Genomic DNA, 17,687 nt, shown 5'->3' with positions numbered 1-17,687 from the left:
CTTGGCCTAGCTGGCTTTGGTTTCAGAAAAATCACACGCTTCCTGCGCTTCATGCAGCACAGGCTTGTGGGAAATGATTTCAGGCTTGGCGAGCCACTCATGCCCTTTGAGCATGAGGTCGAAATAAAGTGCGGGCATGAGCTTCTCTTTCAAAAACCATGCAAGGGCAGAGGGTTTGGTGCCGTTCACAAGCCATTTGGGGAAAGTTGGCTGCAGCACGCCCCCATAGCCGAACTCGGCCAGCACCACCTTGCCGCGCTCAACCGTCAGCGGGCAGGAACCATAGCCCGCATAAATCGCCGCCGACTGTTTGCCTTCAAGTACCGAGAGCACATTGGTCGCCACCACCGGCGCCTGCTTGCGCACAGCGGCCGCGGTTTTGGCGTTGGGCGCGCTGGTGCCGTCACCGATGCCAAACACATTGCCGTATCTGGTGTGCTGCAGGGTTTCCGCATTCACATCAACCCAGCCAGCCTCATTCGCAAGCGGCGAGGTGTGGATAAAATCGAGCGGCCCTTGCGGCGGGCACACGTGGATCATGTCGAACGGGCGTTCCACCTTCTCGGTGTTGCCGTTCGCGTCCGTCACATCAAAGGTTGCGACCTTGCGCTCACCGTCCACCGCGATGAGATTCTCAAGCATATTGAGCTTGGCGCCGTATTTTTCCACATAACCCATCAATGCGGGCACATAGTCGGCAACACCAAAAAGCGCGCCGCCTGCGGTATGGAAGGCGACATCAATGCCATCAAGCTGGCCAGTGCGGGCCCAGTGGTCGCACGCCAGATACATGGCCTTTTGCGGTGCGCCCGCACATTTGATCGGCATGGGCGGCTGGGTGAAAAGCGCCTTCCCACCCTTGAGGGATTTCACCAGGTCCCAAGTATAGGGGGCCATATCGAACATATAGTTGGAGGTGACACCGTTTTTGCCCAAGGTGTCCTTGAGGCCCGCCACCTTGTCCCACAGAAGCTTGAGGCCCGGCGCCACCACTAGCGCGCGGTAGCGAACCTCATCCCCGCTTTCGAGGATGACACTGTTGCGCTCGGGCGCGAAACCGGCGGCAGCGGCGCGAAGCCATTTCACACCCTTCGGCATGACCTTGGCCATGGCGCGTTTGGTCTGGTCGCGGGAGAATACGCCGCCGCCCACCAGCGTCCAGCCGGGCTGATAATAGTGCGTTTCGCGGGGCTCAATCACCGCGATGTCAAGGCCGGGGCGGCGCTTCAGGAGGCTCGCCGCCGCCGCAAGGCCACCCGCACCACCGCCCACAATAACCACATCATAGGTATGCGCGGCAGCCTGTGGTGCTGACGGTTTCTCATGCGCCTGGGCGGCACTCACGCGGCGGGCATCAAGGTCTGCGGCTTTGCCGGCAAGGTCATAGCCCGCGTCTGCCGCTGTGGCGATGATCGCCTCATTTGAGAGCGTGGGCGCCTGTGTGATCGCCCACAGGGTTATGGCGCGCGTACCCGTGCGGCAGAAGGAAAGCACAGGCCCCAGCATGGTGGAGCGCGCCTGTCTGAAAGCCTCAATATCCGCGTCGGTCATCTTGCCGGAGACAACGGGAATATGCACATAGGCAAGGCCACTTGCGGCCGCCGCCGCTTCCATTTCGGCCGAGGTGGGCTGACCGTCTTCCTCACCGTCAGGCCGTACGTTGATCAGCCCCTTGAAACCAAGGCCCTGAAGTGCAGCGATATCCTGCACCGATACTTGCGGCGAGACCGACAGCGCCGGAGTGACTTTCCTGATATCCATCATGAATTCCTTTCTCTTCGCGACGGGCGGCGCGTCAGATCGCGTCGAGCGGGATTTTGAGGTAGCGCATGCCGTTATCCTCAGCGGGCGGCATCTGGCCCGCGCGCATGTTCACCTGCACGGACGGCAGGATCAGGCGCGGCATGTCGAGCGTGGCATCCCGTTTGGTGCGCATCTCAACAAACTCTTCGGCGGTTGTGCCTTCATGCACATGAATATTCTTGCGGCGCTCCTCGCCCACGGTGGTCTCCCACTCATAGGTGTCGCGGCCGGGCGCCTTGTAGTCGTGGCACATGAAAAGACGGGTCTCATCCGGCAGGGCAAAAATCTTCTGTACGGACTGATAGAGTGTATTGGCGTCACCACCGGGGAAGTCGCAGCGTGCTGTGCCATAGTCAGGCATGAACAGCGTGTCGCCCACAAAGCCTGCGTCGCCGATGACATAGGTCATGCAGGCCGGGGTATGGCCGGGGGTATGGATCGCCTTGGCCTGAATGGTGCCGATGGCAAACTCATCCCCATCCTCGAACAGCACATCAAACTGGCTGCCGTCGCGGGCGAACTCGTGCCCTGCGTTAAAAAGCTTGCCGAACACATTTTGCACGGTGGTGATGTGGCTACCGATCGCAAGTTTGCCGCCCAGTTGCTGCTGCAGGTAGGGCGCGGCGGACAGGTGGTCGGCGTGCACGTGGGTTTCAAGGATCCACTCAACGCTCAGACCTTCCGCGCGCACAAACGCGATGATCGCATCCGCGCCAACCTTGCTGGTACGGCCCGAGTTCGGCGCATATTCAAGCACGGAATCGATGATCGCACACTGCTTGGTCGCGGGGTCGGTCACCACATAGCTGAAGGTGTTGGTTGGTTCATCGAAGAACTTTGTAACAGTCGGTTTCATCTCTTTCTCCAGTCCCGGTAGGGCGGCACTTATGGCCGCTTTTTTGTGTTTTAGTCTTTGCGGTAAGGGTCAGGCCTCAGGCGCACACGGGCGGCGCGCTGGCCGTCAATGGTCGGGTAGCCGGGCGTGCTTGGGGCCATGGCGGGACGCGGCGGCAAGCCCGAGGCGGCCATCCCGCCAAACGCGAGGCAAAGCACTTCCATCAGCTGCTTGAGCCGGCCATCCTTGAGGCTATAAAAAATCGCCTTTGATTCACGTCGCGTTTCAACAAGGTCTTCGTCGCGCAGCCGCGCCAATTCGCGCGAGAGCACCGGCTGCCGCACGCCGCTGCCTGCCTCAATGTCGCTGACCGACAGTTCGCCTTTCATCAGCTCGCAAGCGATCAGCAACCGGTTGGGGTGCGACAGTGTCTTCATCAGCCCCGCAACTTCGGTCGCTTTTGCGCGTACGATATCGGTGTTGCCATCAGCCACGGTCAGCCTCCGCAAAATACCAGTCTTGTGACGCCCCGCCATTTGCACCAAGGCGCGCACGCACTTCATCCATGGTGGTTGGTGGTGCCTTCAGAAGCGTGCCTTCAGGGCGCCAGCCTTCGGGCGCAGCCACATCACCCACCTCGGTAGCGCGCAGGGCGGTCAGCACCCGCAGAAGTTCATCCACCGATCGGCCAACAGTGGCGGGGTAATGCACCTGCGCGCGCACGATGCCCTCGGGGTCGATGAAAAAGACGGACCGCACCGTTGCCGTGCTGACCGAGGTTTCGTCAATCATGCCGTAAGCTTCCGCGATCGAGAGCGAGAGATCCTCGATAATCGGGAAGCTGATGGTGACACCAAAACGTTCCTCGATATTCTGTACCCAGGCGAGGTGGGAATAGATACTATCCGCCGACAGGCCGAGAAGCTCACAGCCAAGCGCGCGGAATTTATCCGCCGCCTTTTCAAGCGCGATGAATTCGGTAGTGCATACGGGGGTGAAGTCAGCAGGGTGCGAAAAGAGGACCAGCCATTTACCCCGGTAGTCGGTAAGGCTGCGCACCCCCATGGTGGTACGCGCCACAAACACAGGCGCCGGGTCATTGAGGCGCAAGGCACGACCTGCGACGGGGTTTTCTGAATGCTCAAAGCTGGCCATATATATCACTCCAATTTCAATTACACTTCAATATAATACATTTTTGTAAATTGTATAATAAAACTGAAAGTCAAGGTTATTGTTCCTGCAAACGTATGTTTGGAAAGGTTTTTCACAATCCGGGCGCAACACATAAAACCATGCCCCTCAATTGAGAAACTGTGAAACTGCCGCGACTCGCGCATCGACCACACTGCAGACAATGCGCCCTGAAGCCTGTATCGTTCAGTTGATTGACAAGGGCTTATGTAACCGGTTACATTTTTAGCGCATCACGTGCTGGCGGGGAGCCGCCGAGTGCGACGGGAAGAAGGGGAGCATCCGTGAAACAATCCACACCTTATGATGTTGTCATCGTCGGGTCGGGCGCTGGCGGCGGCATGAGCGCTTATATTCTGGCGAAAAAGGGCCTGAAGGTCCTGATGCTGGAAGCGGGCCGCGACTATAAGCCTGAAGAAGAGACGCCCATGTTCAATACGAACGATGAGGCGCCCCTCCGCGGCGTGTCCACGCCCGACAAGCCGTTCGGCTATTATGACGCTACCGTTGATGGCGGCTGGACCGTACCGGGCGAGCCCTATACCACTGCACCCGGCAAGGAAGAGTTCATGTGGTGGCGCCCGCGCATGCTGGGCGGCCGCACCAACCACTGGGGCCGGATCTCGCTACGCTTCGGAGAATATGATTTCAAGCCCTACAGCCGTGATGGCCTCGGTGTTGACTGGCCGATGACCTATGAGGAACTGGCCCCCTGGTACGACAAGACGGAGGAGATTGTGGGCGTCACCGGCGGCGGTGAGTTCCACGGCGCGAACCTTGAGAACACGCCCGACAGCCCGCCGGGCATCCTACATGAAACGCCGAACCGCCGCCTGCATGAGATCATGCTCGCACGCGGGTTTGAAAGTATGGGCATTCCCGTCGCCCCCATGCGCGCGGCCATCATCCAGAAACCGATGAACGGCCGACAGGCCTGTTTTTACGCGACCTCGTGCGGGCGCGGCTGTTCGATCAAGGCGATGTTCCAGACCACAACGGTGCTGATCCCACCGGCGCTTGAAACCGGCAATCTGGATATCATCACCGACGCCATGGTCTATACCGTTGATATGGGCAAGGGCGACAAGGCCGAGGGTGTCACCTACATCGACCGCAAGACCGGGGAGCACAAACATGTGAAAGCCCGCGCGGTTGTGCTGGCGGCCAGTGCTGCTGAAAGTGCGCGCATCCTGCTCAACTCCAAAAACGGACGGCATACCGATGGCCTCGCCAACTCAAGCGGGACCGTGGGCAAATACCTGATGGACACCGTAGGCGCATCCACCGGCGGGCATATCCCGATGCTTGAAGGCATGCCACCTCGGAACGACGATGGCATGTCCAACGCCCACATCTATGTGCCGTGGTGGGGCTATGGCCAGCAGGCGCGCGGCGAACTGCCGTTCCCGCGCGGCTACCATATTGAGGTTGGCGGCGGTCAACGCATGCCCGGCATGGGGGTTGCGGGCCTCGCAAAATATGGATCTGCGCCTTTTGGCAAAGGCCTGCGCGAGGAAATGCGCCGCCACTATGGTACCGAGGTTTACCTCGCGGGCCGCGGTGAGATGATCCCCAATGACGACTGCTATGCGGAGCTGGACCCGGAGGTGAAAGACCGGTTCGGCATTCCCGTTCTGCGGTTCCACTGGAAGTGGGCAGACCACGAAATCAACCAGGCCAGCCACATGCGCCAGACCTTCGTAGAACTGATCGACCGGCTTGGCGGCAAGGTTACATGGGGCGGCGACACTGATGGCCGTGACGCCATTGCCAAGGGCGGCGAGATCATCCACGAAGTTGGCTGTGCGCGCATGGGCGATGACCCGAATACAAGCGTGGTCAACAACTGGGGCCAGTCCTGGGACGTGAAGAACCTGTTTGTGTTTGACGGCGCGGTGCTGCCCTCAAACCCTGACAAGAACCCCACGCTCACCATCATGGCGCTCGCAATGCGGAATGCCACCCATCTCGCCGAAGAAGCCAGAAAGGGGAACATCTGATGTCCTACTACACATCCAAGATCGATCGCCGCACGGCGCTCAAGTGGCTTTCGGCCGCGGCAGCCACCACGCTTGCAGCACCCAAAATGGTGCGCGCCGCCACTTATGTGAAAACGCCAAACGGTTATGGCACCGACCCAGACATGCTGAACCCCACAGCACCGTGGGAACGCATCATGACCAACCGCCAGCTTCAGGTTGCAGCTGTGATGACCGACATCATCCTGCCGGAAGAGCCGCCGCACCCGAGCCCGAGCCAGATTGGTGTGCCGGATTTCATCAATGAGTGGGTATCAAGCCCCTATGAGCAGACCCAGAAAGACAAAAAAATCGTTCTGGGTGGCCTCGACTGGATTGATGCCGTTTCCAAAAGCCGGTTCGGCGCTGGTTATGTTGAAACGCCGGCGGAAAACCAGACCAAAATAATGGCTGAAATTGCGAAGGCCGGGAACGCAAACTACAAGTTTTTCGACCGGTTCCGCACCCTCACGCTGGGCGGCTATTACACCACGCCCGCAGGTTTCAAGGACATCGGCTACATCGGCAACGTGCCCCTGGAGCATTACCCCGGCCCGACCGACGAGATGAAAGCCATGCTTGAAACACGCATGAAAGAGATTGGAATCTAAGATGAAAAAAAGACTCATCGCCGGCCTGGCGCTCCTCACCTCCGTAAGTGCCTGCGCCGAGGAAGACGGCACCCTGCTGGACGCAAGCCAGTGGCGCAACTATCAGGGCGAAGGCATTTCTGAAGGCTGGAAAGCGGAAGGCGACACGCTGTCGGTCGTCGCATCACCGGCAGGCGACCTTATCAGCAAGGAAACCTACACAAACTTTGTGCTGACCTTCGAGTGGCAAATATCTGAAGGCGGCAACAGCGGCATCTTCTTCCACGTGCAGGAACGCGCGGACCTGCCCTATGTGTTCTATTCCGGCCCCGAGTTCCAGCTGCTGGACAACAAGGGCCGCAATGAGCCTCCGCTTGAGCAGGCTGGTTCCCTGTTCGCGCTTTATGCACCTAGCGCAGACTACACCAAACCGGTGGGTGAATTTAACACCTCCAAACTGGTGGTGAACGGAAGCCATGTCGAACACTGGCTCAATGGCCACAAAGTTGTGGAATACGACATGGATTCCGCGGGCTTTAATGAGAAGGTCAAGGGCAGCAAGTTCGGCAAATGGCCAGCTTTCGCCGCCAGGCGCGAAGGCCACCTGGCGCTGCAGGACCACGGCGACCCGGTGACGTTCAGGAATATCCGCATCATGCGGCTTGACGACTAATCATCAAAAATCGGCCCACCCCGGCATGTCCGAGGTGGGCCAGATTGCGGTTTGGGGGTCCGCTTCCTTGAATCGCTCACATGAATTGGCGTAGGTGATCACGCGCCAGCAGCAGCGCTTTTTTCCGGCTGGCGAGGCTGTCCTCGTAATTCTTGTCCTCAACTTCGATACAGAAGGCACCGTCAAAGCCCGAAGCCTTCAGCCCGCCAATATATTTGCCCCAATCGATATCGCCTTCACCGGGGATGCAGGGGTCATGATATTCAAGCGGCAAGGCCATGGTGCCAAGGTCATCAAGCCTCTCCCGGTCCACCCGCACGTCCTTGGCGTGGGCATGGAAAATGCGGTCAGCAAATTCCGTCAGCGGCTTCATATAGTCCATCTGCATCCAGACGAAATGCGACGGGTCGTAGTTGAGGCCAAAGTGTGCCACACCCATGTCCGCAAACATGCGCCGCCAGATGGCGGGACTGCGCGCCAGGTTTTTGCCTGACGGCCATTCGTCCGCCGTGAAATACATCGCGCAGTTCTCGATGCCTATTTTGATGCCCTTGGCTCCCGCGTGGGCAAGCAGTGGCTTCCATGTCTCGATGAAGCGCGGCCAGTTATCGTCCACACTTTTGGTCCAGTCATTGCCGACAAAGGTGTTCACCACCTTGAGGCCCATCATGGCGGCGGCATCAATCACCCGTTTGATGTGGGTGACAGCAACCTCGGCTTCTTCCGTATCCGGTGACAGTGGGTTCGGGTAATAGCCAAGCGCGCTGATCTCAACACCTTTCCCTGCCGCATATTCAAGGTAATATTCGGCTTTCTCAGGCGTGAAATCGGTCACATCAACATGGGTGACGCCAGCGTATTTGCGTTCGCTCGCGCCCTTTGGCCAACACATCAGCTCGACACACTCAAACGCGTTCTCAGCCGCGAAGTCGATCACCTCCTCGAAGTTGAGGTCGGCAAGGATGGCGCTTTGGAAGCCCAGTTTCATTCTTCACTCTCCAGCCGGACCCATGTAGCGGTCCGGTTACTTTCAAGGATGGCCTCACAAAGCGCTACCTGCCGGTGGCCGTCCTCGAAGGTGGGGTACTGTGGATCGCCACTGAGGCCAGCGGCGATATGGTCATAAAAAGCCCGGAAACATTGTTTGAAGGTGTCGGGATACCCCTCCGAATGCCCACCCGGGTAAGAAGCATGATGCGCCGCGTTGGGTGCCATCAATGATGGGTCCTTCAGCAGCATTTGATTTGGCTTGTCGCGGTGCCCGATCCAAAGCTCGTTAGGCCGTTCACAGTCCCACGCGAGGGAGGATTTGGAGCCTGCAATCTCATAGCGCAGCGCATTCTTGCGCCCCGCCACCATCTGGGAGACATGCAGGCTGCCCACCGCACCGCCTGAGAGGCGCAGCATGATGGCGCCGTAATCCTCAGTGTCGATGGAGACATCCTCGTAGTCGCGCTCACCCTCCGCGCCGCGGGAGAAGGTGCCAGTGTCACCCACCGGTTTTTTCCGCGTCTTGTAGAATGTGGTGAGGTCGGCGAACACAGCTTCGATGGTGTGCCCGGTGATATGGCTGACCATATCCATCCAGTGTGTGCCGATATCGGCAACCGCACGCAGGGCGCCGCTCTCTTTTGAATTCAGCCGCCAGTTATAGTCGGTATCATGGAGGAGCCAGTCCTGGACATAAGATCCGTTCACATGGTGCAACCGGCCAATGTCACCCCCGTCCACAAGGGCGCGGGCATGCAGGTTCAAGGGGTAATAGCGTAGGTTATAACACACACCAGCCGCCAACCCGCTTTCGCGTGCAAGTGCAACAAGCTCCCGCGTTTCAGCTGTGGTCATGGCAAGCGGCTTTTCGCACATCACATGCTTACCAGCCGCAAGCGCACGTTTGGCATAATCCGCGTGCAGCACATTGGGCACACACAGATGCACCGCCTGCACTGCAGGGTCAGCCAGCACCTCGTCATAACTTGTGTAAGCTTTTGCAAGACCGAGGGCAGCGCGTGCATCTTCAGACTTTGCGGCGCTGCTACCGAGAATGCCGCGCACCTGCACGCCAATACGTGCCAGCGCTTCCGCATGTGTCGGGCCCATGAAGCCCGTTCCGATAATTGCCGCAGTGAGATTGACCACGCTGCCCTCAGCCCCCCAAAGTGTGCACCTGTTTCGGTGTAGTGGCGTCTATGTAACCGGTTACATTTTCCCTTGTCAAGATCGGGAAATCGGGCTAGCTCTTCTATATGCGGTGCGTATCAGCGGTGCGCCGATCGCCGGTATATATTTCCTTGGGGAGGGGAAGATGGGCAAAAAAGCATACACACAGCTTAGCATCATGATGTTCCTGCAGTTTTTCATCTGGGGCGCATGGTTTGTCACGCTTGGCACCTATCTGGCCGCCATCGGTTTTTCCGGGGCCGAGATCGGCACCGCCTATCTCACCAATAATATCGCCGCGATCATCGCACCCTTTTTCATCGGCCTGATTGCTGACCGCTTCTTCGCATCACAGAAAATCATGTCGGTGCTGCATATCGCAGGCGGCATCACGCTTTACCTTGTCGCGGGCATGGCGGAAGCCGGCCCCATCATCGCGGGGCTGATGATCTACAACGCCTGCTACATGCCGACGCTTGCACTGGTGAATGCCGTGTCATTTGGTCAGATGCAGAACCCGGATGAACAGTTCCCGCGTGTGCGGGTCTGGGGCACCGTTGGCTGGATTGTGGCGGGGCTTGTGATCACCTATGGCCTCGCGCGTTTTGGCACCAATGTGGAAGCCACAGCACTGCCGATGAAAATGGCCGCTCTCGCCTCCGTCATTCTGGGGCTTTATAGCTTAACCCTGCCGAACACACCGCCGGGCAAGGCTGGGGAGAAGGTCACGGTCAGGGATGTGCTGGGGCTTGATGCGCTATCGCTCCTCAAGGACCGGTCATTTGCCATCTTTGCGCTCTGCTCGCTCCTGATCTCAATCCCGCTGGCGTTCTATTACGCCTTTACCAACCTCTACCTCAATGAGCTTGGGGTTGAAGGTGTCGCCGCGAAAATGAGCATGGGGCAGATGTCAGAAGTGGCCTTCATGCTGCTGATGCCTTTCTTCTTCCGCCGCCTTGGCGTGAAATGGATGCTGCTAGTGGGCATGATTGCCTGGGTCGCGCGCTATGCGCTATTCGCGAGCGCTGCCGACAGCGCCATCGTTTCGCTGCTCGTGGCCGGCATCCTCCTCCACGGTGTGTGTTACGATTTCTTCTTCGTCACCGGGCAGATTTATGTGGACCGCAAGGCGGACAGCAAAATCCGCGCAAGCGCGCAGGGCTTTATCACCCTGCTCACATACGGTGTCGGCCTTGCCATCGGCTCCAGCCTGTCGGGCCTGATTGTGGACCACTATACCGTGGACGCGGTACGCGGCTGGGCCAGCATCTGGTGGGTGCCGTGTGCGTTTGCGGCCGTGGTCGCCATCCTGTTCGCGGTGCTGTTCAATGACCGCAAGGCAGACGACAGGGCCGCAGGGGCCCACGCGCAATAGCGTTGCCTAGTTCGCCCACTGTCCATATATTGCAGCCCGGCGATGTGATGGGAGTGTTCAGGCATGAGTAATATACGCGCGGTATCGAAGATCGCGGGCGTTTCGGTCGCAACCGTTTCGCGCACACTCAGCACGCCTGACGTGGTCTCGGAGGAGACGCGCAAAAAGGTGCTCGCCGCCGTCAAGGAGACCGGCTACAAGCCGAACCTGATGGCGCGCAACTTCCGCTCGCGTAAATCCTATTCCATTCTTGTGCTGGTGCCTGACCTGTCGAACCCGTTTTTCGCCATGGTGATCAGCGGTATCCAGCAGGCGGCGAAAGCACGCGGTTATAGTGTCGTGCTTGGCAACACCATGGGCGACGCCGAGGTGGAGCGCGAGCTTGCACACCAACTGCACACCAACCAGGCGGACGGCATCATCCAGCTCAGTTCACGGTTCCCGCTCGCGGATGATGACTGCAGCGAAGGTGTGACACCTGCCGTCATCAACTGCTGTGAATGTGTGGACGATGACAGCATGCCCACCGTCACCCTTGATAACAGCGGTGCCGCAAAAGCGCTGACCGACCATCTGCTCGCGCTTGGTCACAAACGTATTGCGGTGATTTCCGGCCCTGCGGAAAGCCCCCTGACCGCTGCGCGACTTGACGGGTACCGGCAGGCGCTGACGGCTGCGGGCCTCAGCTTTGATGCTTCCCTTGTCACCGAGGGCGACTATAGCCTTGCGTCAGGCGCGGCCGCCGCAGGTACCCTGCTGGCGGCATCCAACCGCCCGACCGCCATGGTGTGTTTCAATGACGAAATGGCCATCGGTGCCATGCATGAGATCAGGAAGGCGGGCCTTTCGGTGCCGTCCGATGTTTCCATAACCGGGTTCGATAACCTCAGCTTCGCGGCTTATACCGACCCGCCGCTGACGACCATTTCCCAGCCGACGGAAGCCTTCGGCACAGAAGCCGTGGCCATGCTTTTTGAAGTGATGGAGGGCCGCACCAATGAGGCGCGGCACCTGACCCTCCCTTATGAGCTTATTGTGCGGGCGAGCACATCTGCACCGAAAGCCTAAGCGCCGAGCGCGCCAAGGTTATCCACATTCGCCGCCAGTGCCACGAGCTCAAGCTCACGCGGCATGTTTTCCTGCTCGATATACATGTGCGCGACACCTGCCTTCGCGAGCGCGGCCACGAGCGCGGGCAGATCGAGCACACCGCTGCCCACCGGTGTTGGTTCCGGCATGTCATAAAGGGACGGTGTCATCGGCTTCTTCCAGTCCTTCATGTGGACCGATGGCACACGGCTGCTGTGCTGTGCAAAATAGGCGAGCGGGTCAATACCCGCCATCGCGGTATTGCCGACATCAAGCTGGAATTTGACGAGGTTTTCATCGGTGTTCGAGAGCAGGATATCGAGGCCGTATTCGCCACCGAATTTCGTGAAATCGAACGCATGGTTATGATATGCGAACACAAGGCCTGCCGCGTTCGCAAGCTCACCAAACCGGTTGAAACGTTCCGCCGAATGCAGGAAATCATCCCGGCTCACGCCGCGCATGGCCTCGTCCCACGTGCGACATTCACCGAGGAGGCGCATGTAAGGAATGGCCGCCACCACGGTCTTGAGCCCAAGCTCGGCACCGTAGTCGATCGCCTCCTTGGCTTTGTCGTCACTCATGCTCGCCATCAGGCAATGTGAGCTGACGGCATTCAGGCCATAGTCCGCCAGCGCGACTTTCATCCCAGCGGCGGGCTGGTCATAGTAGCCCGCAAACTCAAGGTTCTTCACGCCAAGTGCGGCCACCGCATGGAGTGTGCCGCCAAAGTCGTCCGCAAGGCTTTGTTTGAGCATATAAAGCTGTACGCCAATGGCTGGCGCAGAAGCCGCGGAGGCCCATAGCGCGCGCGGGCTCGCGAGCGCCACGGCACCGCCCGTGATGCCAGCAAGGAAATGGCGGCGTGTTGGTTTTAGCATGGTCATGATCTTCCCCTCATTCGTGCCTTCACCATACTAGCCGTACCCCGCCAGAAATCTAGCTGAATTGCCCTGTTCTCTCAGCTTTTCAGCCCTTGTTTTGCGCAATCGATGCACCTGCCAGCTCACGCTCCGACTGGATCAAGCCGTAGGCTGGCACAATCTCACCCCCGCGATCACTGATGGCGTCAAAATCGCGGATAATTTGCTCTGCCGCCGCGTCACCACTGCCGACATATCGGCCTTCCGTCAGGGTAATATTGGCGCGGGCGAAATAGCCACCGCCAGCACAGAGGATCGCACGTGTCGGTGCGTCCTCATGCACAAGCGCGACCACGCCGGGGCTTACCAGTTCCGGCGCCAGCGCCTTGAGCGCATCACCAGACAGGATACCGTCTGTCATCTGTGTTGCCGCCGTGGGCGCGAGGCAATTCACCCGGATGCCATATTTTTCACCCTCAAGCGCCAGGGTCTGCATCAGGCCCACAAGCGCCATTTTTGCGGCGCCATAATTGGCCTGCCCAAAACTGCCGTAAAGGCCCGACGACGATGTGGTCATGACCACGCGGCCATATTGCTGTTCGCGCATGATGCCCCATACCGCTTGTGTGCAGATGGCCGCACCCATCAGGTGCACATCAACCACGAGGCGGAAGTCATCAAGGCTCATTTTGGCAAAGGTCTTGTCACGCAGGATGCCCGCGTTGTTGACGAGGATATCCACCCGGCCCCAGGCGTCCATCATATGGGCGACCATGGCAGCCACCGCAGCTTCATCGGTAACCGACGCCGCGAACGCCAGCGCCTCTCCGCCAACACCACGAATCTCCGCCGCGACCTGTTCGGCGCAGTCGCCGTTCATGTCATTCACCAGCACCTTGGCGCCCTGGCGTGCAAGCTCCAGCGCATGCGCACGGCCAAGCCCGCCACCCGCGCCCGTTACAATTGCCGTTCTGTTCTCAAGTCTCACGGATATTCCCCTCAGGTCAAAAATACTCACTCTCTACTTAGTGAATAATTGAGGCGTGACTGATGAGGGAGCGACAACCCCCGCGGTCAGGACGCCTGTGTGTCCTTGCGTTGTTTGCAGATGGTCAGGAAGCCACCAGCCATGAAGGCGGACATGCGCTCTTTCACCGCCGCGAAATCGTCGGACTTGCAAAGGCCGCCCGACAACTTGTCGATCCGCCCCGTGCGTGCGAGCGTGAGCATGAGCGCACCGGTGACAAAGTGATAGCCCCAGAAGATATCTTCATCCGAACAGTCGGGCAGCGCTTTCCGGAGCAGGCCGATCAGCTTGAGTACCACAGGGTCAAAATGCCGGTCCATGGTCTCCGCGCCCCATTCAGGCGTGTTGGCAACCTGCGCACCAAGGGCGGCATAGTTACGCCAGCCTTCGCCGCCCTCGATATAAAGATCAAGGTCGGTATCAAGGAAGGCACGAAGCGCACCTTCCACCGTTGGTTTGCCAGCTGTCTTGCGCTCGTATTCCTCAAGCATGGTCATGCGTCGCTCGCTGGTGATCACCGCGCGGCGGGCAAAAACCTCATCAAACAGGGTCTTCTTGTCGTTGAAATAATAGTTCAGCAGCGTGTGGTGAACCCCCACACGTTTTGCCACATCCTTGAGCGTTACGCCGTAAAGGCCATGCTTCGAGAATAGATATTCCGCCGCATCGAGGATCTGTTCGATCATCTCGGCGCGCTGTTGTTCCTTGGCCTGTCTCTTGCGCGGCGCTTTACTGGTTGCTGCGGACACTCTTTCGCCTTTCAATACCTATTTTGGAAACCTTTGTCGGCGATCCGGGCAAGAATCACCACCTCAATTTCCGCCATATTCCAACCTCAGGCGTATTTTGTCTACTTTGCCGGTCGCGGCAAGGGGCATCTCATTGAGGCGCACCACTTCATCCGGCACCCACCACGAGGCGACATGACCATTGAGCGCGCCTAAAAGCGCCTCGTCCGTCATGCCTTCCGCCTCCCGCATCTCCACAAGCAGCACCGGCCTTTCACCCCATTTTTCGTCACTGCGGCCAATGACCGCAGCAAAGGAAACTTCGGGGATCGCACCAATCACCGCCTCAATCTCGGCCGGGTTTATCCATTCTCCGCCCGATTTGATCAGGTCTTTTGACCGCCCGGTGATGGTGAGGTTGCCCTCATGGTCAATGCGCGCCAGATCACCGGTATCGAACCAGCCGTTCTGGTCGGTCGCCGGCTTATCGTGGCCAAAATACCGTTCAATCACCGCCGCACCCCGCACCCGCAAATGCCCTTCGTCACCGCGTTGGTTGGGCACCGGTTTGCCGTCCGCATCGGTGATCAGCAGGTCGACGCCGACGGCCGGACGACCGGACCGGTGCGGCGCGCGGTCAGGGTCCGCAGGCGGCGCAAACGTGCCGGAGGGTGAAAGTTCGGTCATGCCCCAACTGGTTTGCACCATGGCACCCAAACGCCTCTCAATTCGTTCCATCAAGGCGGGCGGCATGGCCGCGCCGCCAACAATGATGCGCTTCAGGGACGGCACTTCACCACCCGTGCGGTCGAGATAGTCGGCGAGGCCAACCCACACGGTGGGCACACCGACAGCAACGGTCACCCCTTCGCGCATGATCAGTTGTGCGAGGCTTTCGCCGTCCGCCTGCCGCCCCGGCAGCACAAGTCTGGAGCCCGCGGCAGGAGCGGCAAACGGCAGGCCCCACGCGTTGGCGTGGAACATGGGCACAACCGGCAACACCACATCAGCCGATGTCAGGCCGATAACATCAGCCTGCAGCAGCCGGAGCGTGTGCAGATAGCTGGACCGGTGTGTGTAGGTAACGCCCTTGGGTGCACCCGTGGTGCCGGAGGTGAAACACAGGCCACAAGGCGCGTTTTCATCGAACTGGCCCCAGTCGGCTTTCACATGTGTCGCGGTAATCAATGTTTCCAGCTCTGCGGCGTCAGCACTGTCGCTGCGCCAGCCGTCCTTGCTGCCATCAATCACCAGCACATGACATAGGCTCGGTGATAGCTCAGCAATCTCCGCGGCGAGCGACAGCAGGTCCGCACTCGCGACCAGTATGCGCGCGCCGGACTGGGCGATCATTTCGGCAAGCTGTTCTGCGGTCAGGCGCGGGTTGAGGGTATGGCACACAGCCCCCATGCCCATGGTGCCGTACCATGCTTCCATATGGGCCTGCGTATTCCAGGCAAGCGTGGCCACATGCTCACCAAAGGCGACACCAAGGCCCGCCAGCACCGCCGATACCCGGTGGGCGCGCGCATGCAGGTCAGCATAGCCAATACGCGCAACCTTGCCGCCGTCAGTTGCTGTGACGATTTCGGTATTCGGGTGCCATTTGGCCGCGTGGTCGAGAAACTTTTCTAGGGTCAGCCCAAAGGGCTGCATGGCGCCGTCTTTCATGGACACTCCGAACTAGCTGCAGGTAACGGTGGCGCGATAACGCCGACATTCCAATTCCATGAAATGCCGCCAGCCTTCACACGGCGGCACACCACTTTTTCATGGAGTTCATAGGTGCCGGGCAGCAGGTCATTCGCGGCCCGCGGCACATCGGCAAAATACATATAGGCTTCAGCGTCCGCGTAGGGCCCCCACGCAGGGAAGCCCTTTGCCGAGGGCGCCCCCGTTTTCACGAAAGAGGACCAATAGCCCATCATGGCTTCAACGGTTTTGAGGTCGGCGGTGTTGCCGTCAACACGCGGCCACCAGTCTGGCGTCTTTTTCCAGGTACCAAACACAAACGGCAGTTCCGCCGCGTGGAAGGCATGCAGGTTCCATTTCTGGGCACCCGGATAGCCATGGTCGAAAATATAAAGGTAGGACGGCACACCAAGGGCGGCCTGTTTCGCCACAAGCCGTTCGGATGTCCAACCGTACATGGCATCCCGCGTGGTGGCGAGCATGCTTTCTTCCATCGTTTCAGCCGGATAACGTTTGAAGAAAGCGTCTGCCAGTTCACCGTAGCCTTTGCGCACGGCAGCTTCATAGGCTTCCGCACTTTCGGGCTTTGGTGGCAACAGGAAGCGGAGCGACCGGATCTCGCCGCTATTGAAGCCCGTTAGCACTGGCACAGGTGCCTGCTCACCTCGGTCAAACACCTCAACCAGCTGGCGCGGCAGGACCACGCCGTCAATACTACCAAACGGCTGAAAACCGAGGGTGAGCGCGTCGTTGGCCAGCTTTTCCGCGTCCATTGCTCGCAGGTCAGCGAGGTTCGATGCACCCAGTTTGCCGGTGAGCCAAACACCGATATCTTCCTGTGGCGTCTGGCCGTATTCCGCCTGCCGAAGCGGCGGCGTGGTAATCATATAAGCGCTTTGCGCGATGGCTTTATCAAAAAGGCCACGGGCGGGCGGGGATGCCATCAGATACATGACACTGAGCGCCCCCGCACTCTCGCCCGCGATGGTGACATTCTCGGGGTCGCCACCAAATGATGCGATGTTTTCCCGCACCCATTTGAGCGCAGCAATCTGGTCCAGCAGGCCATAGTTGCCGGAGATATTCTCGTCCGTCTCAGCGCTCAGTTCCGGATGCGCAAGATACCCGAGCACGCCAAGCCGGTAATTGATCGAGACAACGACAATACCCTCTTCCGCGAGGCGCGAGCCGTCATACATTTTTTGCTTCGAAGCACCAGCCCTGAGCGCACCGCCATGAATCCAGACAAAGACGCCAGCCTTTTTGGCGCCCTTCGGTGCCCAGATATTGAGGCTCAGGCAATCTTCGCTCATGGCGCCCATGTCTTCGGCATAGATGCTGCCGGAGGTGCGTACCGGCTGCAGGCAGGCGGGGCCAAAATCGGATGCCTCCAGTGCGCCGTCCCACTTGGGCGCGGGCGCGGGGGCTTTCCAGCGCAAGTCGCCAACAGGCGGGGCGGCAAAGGGGATGCCTTTGAAGATATTCAGGTCGCCTTTTGATTTGCCTTCAATCATACCCGCGGGTGCTTCCACCACCGGGCCTTTTGCCGATGAAGCACATGACAGTGAGGCAATTGCCGCAACCGACAGTGCGGCCAGTTTCAGCTGCCGTCCAAATCCTGCAATCCTGAACACTTGATA

General features: G+C 59.2%; 16 protein-coding genes. 5 read left to right on the top strand and 11 right to left on the bottom strand.

Features of this window, described 5'->3' with window-relative positions:
* Positions 1–6 precede the first annotated feature (6 nt).
* The 4 genes from B150_RS0112315 to B150_RS0112300 are packed head-to-tail and all read right to left on the bottom strand — an operon-like array spanning position 7 to position 3,793.
* A complete protein-coding gene (locus tag B150_RS0112315) occupies positions 7–1,761 on the bottom strand; it encodes a bifunctional protein tyrosine phosphatase family protein/NAD(P)/FAD-dependent oxidoreductase (RefSeq protein ID WP_020400238.1) in 1,755 nt (584 codons plus the stop codon).
* Between the two features lie 34 nt (positions 1,762–1,795).
* Complete coding sequence (locus B150_RS0112310; RefSeq protein ID WP_020400237.1) at positions 1,796–2,659, bottom strand: MBL fold metallo-hydrolase; 864 nt, start codon at positions 2,657–2,659, stop codon at positions 1,796–1,798.
* 50 nt (positions 2,660–2,709) lie between these two features.
* Positions 2,710–3,132: an ArsR/SmtB family transcription factor gene (locus tag B150_RS20865; protein WP_020400236.1), complete on the bottom strand. Its 423-nt coding sequence runs from the start codon at positions 3,130–3,132 to the stop codon at positions 2,710–2,712.
* Positions 3,125–3,793 carry a peroxiredoxin gene (locus B150_RS0112300; protein ID WP_020400235.1) on the bottom strand — a complete coding sequence of 223 codons (669 nt, stop codon included), beginning with the start codon at positions 3,791–3,793 and terminating at the stop codon, positions 3,125–3,127. The genes B150_RS20865 and B150_RS0112300 overlap by 8 nt, the downstream gene beginning before the upstream one ends.
* 323 nt (positions 3,794–4,116) lie before the next feature.
* Here B150_RS0112300 and B150_RS0112295 point away from each other — a divergent pair, with 323 nt between their 5' ends.
* Genes B150_RS0112295 through B150_RS20860 form a run of 3 tightly spaced genes read left to right on the top strand, consistent with a single transcriptional unit; the run spans position 4,117 to position 7,113 of the window.
* A complete protein-coding gene (locus B150_RS0112295) occupies positions 4,117–5,832 on the top strand; it encodes a GMC family oxidoreductase (RefSeq protein WP_020400234.1) in 1,716 nt (571 codons plus the stop codon).
* The gene (locus B150_RS0112290; RefSeq protein WP_020400233.1) at positions 5,832–6,461 is read left to right on the top strand and encodes a gluconate 2-dehydrogenase subunit 3 family protein; all 630 of its coding nucleotides are present in this window, start codon (positions 5,832–5,834) and stop codon (positions 6,459–6,461) included. The genes B150_RS0112295 and B150_RS0112290 overlap by 1 nt, the downstream gene beginning before the upstream one ends.
* A 1-nt stretch (position 6,462) precedes the next feature.
* Positions 6,463–7,113 (top strand): 3-keto-disaccharide hydrolase, encoded by a 651-nt coding sequence (locus B150_RS20860; RefSeq protein ID WP_020400232.1) that lies wholly within the window; start codon positions 6,463–6,465, stop codon positions 7,111–7,113.
* A 76-nt stretch (positions 7,114–7,189) separates the two neighbouring features.
* Here the strand turns inward: B150_RS20860 and B150_RS0112280 are convergent, their stop codons facing one another.
* Positions 7,190–8,101, bottom strand: a complete 912-nt coding sequence (locus B150_RS0112280; RefSeq protein WP_020400231.1) for a sugar phosphate isomerase/epimerase family protein — start codon at positions 8,099–8,101, stop codon at positions 7,190–7,192.
* Positions 8,098–9,252 carry a Gfo/Idh/MocA family protein gene (locus B150_RS0112275; protein ID WP_025896792.1) on the bottom strand — a complete coding sequence of 385 codons (1,155 nt, stop codon included), beginning with the start codon at positions 9,250–9,252 and terminating at the stop codon, positions 8,098–8,100. Before B150_RS0112275 ends, B150_RS0112280 begins: the two co-directional genes overlap by 4 nt.
* Positions 9,253–9,418: 166 nt before the next feature.
* Here B150_RS0112275 and B150_RS0112270 point away from each other — a divergent pair, with 166 nt between their 5' ends.
* Both B150_RS0112270 and B150_RS0112265 read left to right on the top strand, forming a co-directional pair.
* Positions 9,419–10,648 (top strand): nucleoside permease, encoded by a 1,230-nt coding sequence (locus B150_RS0112270; protein ID WP_025896791.1) that lies wholly within the window; start codon positions 9,419–9,421, stop codon positions 10,646–10,648.
* A 63-nt stretch (positions 10,649–10,711) separates the two neighbouring features.
* Positions 10,712–11,716 (top strand): LacI family DNA-binding transcriptional regulator, encoded by a 1,005-nt coding sequence (locus tag B150_RS0112265; RefSeq protein ID WP_020400228.1) that lies wholly within the window; start codon positions 10,712–10,714, stop codon positions 11,714–11,716.
* Here the strand turns inward: B150_RS0112265 and B150_RS0112260 are convergent.
* From B150_RS0112260 to B150_RS0112240, 5 genes are all read right to left on the bottom strand, one after another.
* A complete protein-coding gene (locus B150_RS0112260) occupies positions 11,713–12,624 on the bottom strand; it encodes a sugar phosphate isomerase/epimerase family protein (protein ID WP_020400227.1) in 912 nt (303 codons plus the stop codon). The two genes, B150_RS0112265 and B150_RS0112260, sit on opposite strands and share 4 nt — an antisense overlap.
* An 82-nt stretch (positions 12,625–12,706) precedes the next feature.
* A complete protein-coding gene (locus B150_RS0112255) occupies positions 12,707–13,588 on the bottom strand; it encodes an SDR family NAD(P)-dependent oxidoreductase (protein WP_020400226.1) in 882 nt (293 codons plus the stop codon).
* A gap of 86 nt (positions 13,589–13,674) precedes the next feature.
* The gene (locus B150_RS0112250) at positions 13,675–14,313 is read right to left on the bottom strand and encodes a TetR/AcrR family transcriptional regulator (RefSeq protein ID WP_051078164.1); all 639 of its coding nucleotides are present in this window, start codon (positions 14,311–14,313) and stop codon (positions 13,675–13,677) included.
* Positions 14,314–14,439: 126 nt separating this feature from the next.
* A complete protein-coding gene (locus B150_RS0112245; protein ID WP_020400224.1) occupies positions 14,440–16,026 on the bottom strand; it encodes a long-chain-fatty-acid--CoA ligase in 1,587 nt (528 codons plus the stop codon).
* Positions 16,023–17,681 carry a carboxylesterase/lipase family protein gene (locus B150_RS0112240; RefSeq protein WP_020400223.1) on the bottom strand — a complete coding sequence of 553 codons (1,659 nt, stop codon included), beginning with the start codon at positions 17,679–17,681 and terminating at the stop codon, positions 16,023–16,025. Before B150_RS0112240 ends, B150_RS0112245 begins: the two co-directional genes overlap by 4 nt.
* Positions 17,682–17,687 lie beyond the last annotated feature (6 nt).

The organism is Kordiimonas gwangyangensis DSM 19435 = JCM 12864 (genome assembly GCF_000375545.1).
GTDB lineage: Bacteria > Pseudomonadota > Alphaproteobacteria > Sphingomonadales > Kordiimonadaceae > Kordiimonas > Kordiimonas gwangyangensis.
This window is presented reverse-complemented; position numbering and strand designations above follow the sequence as displayed.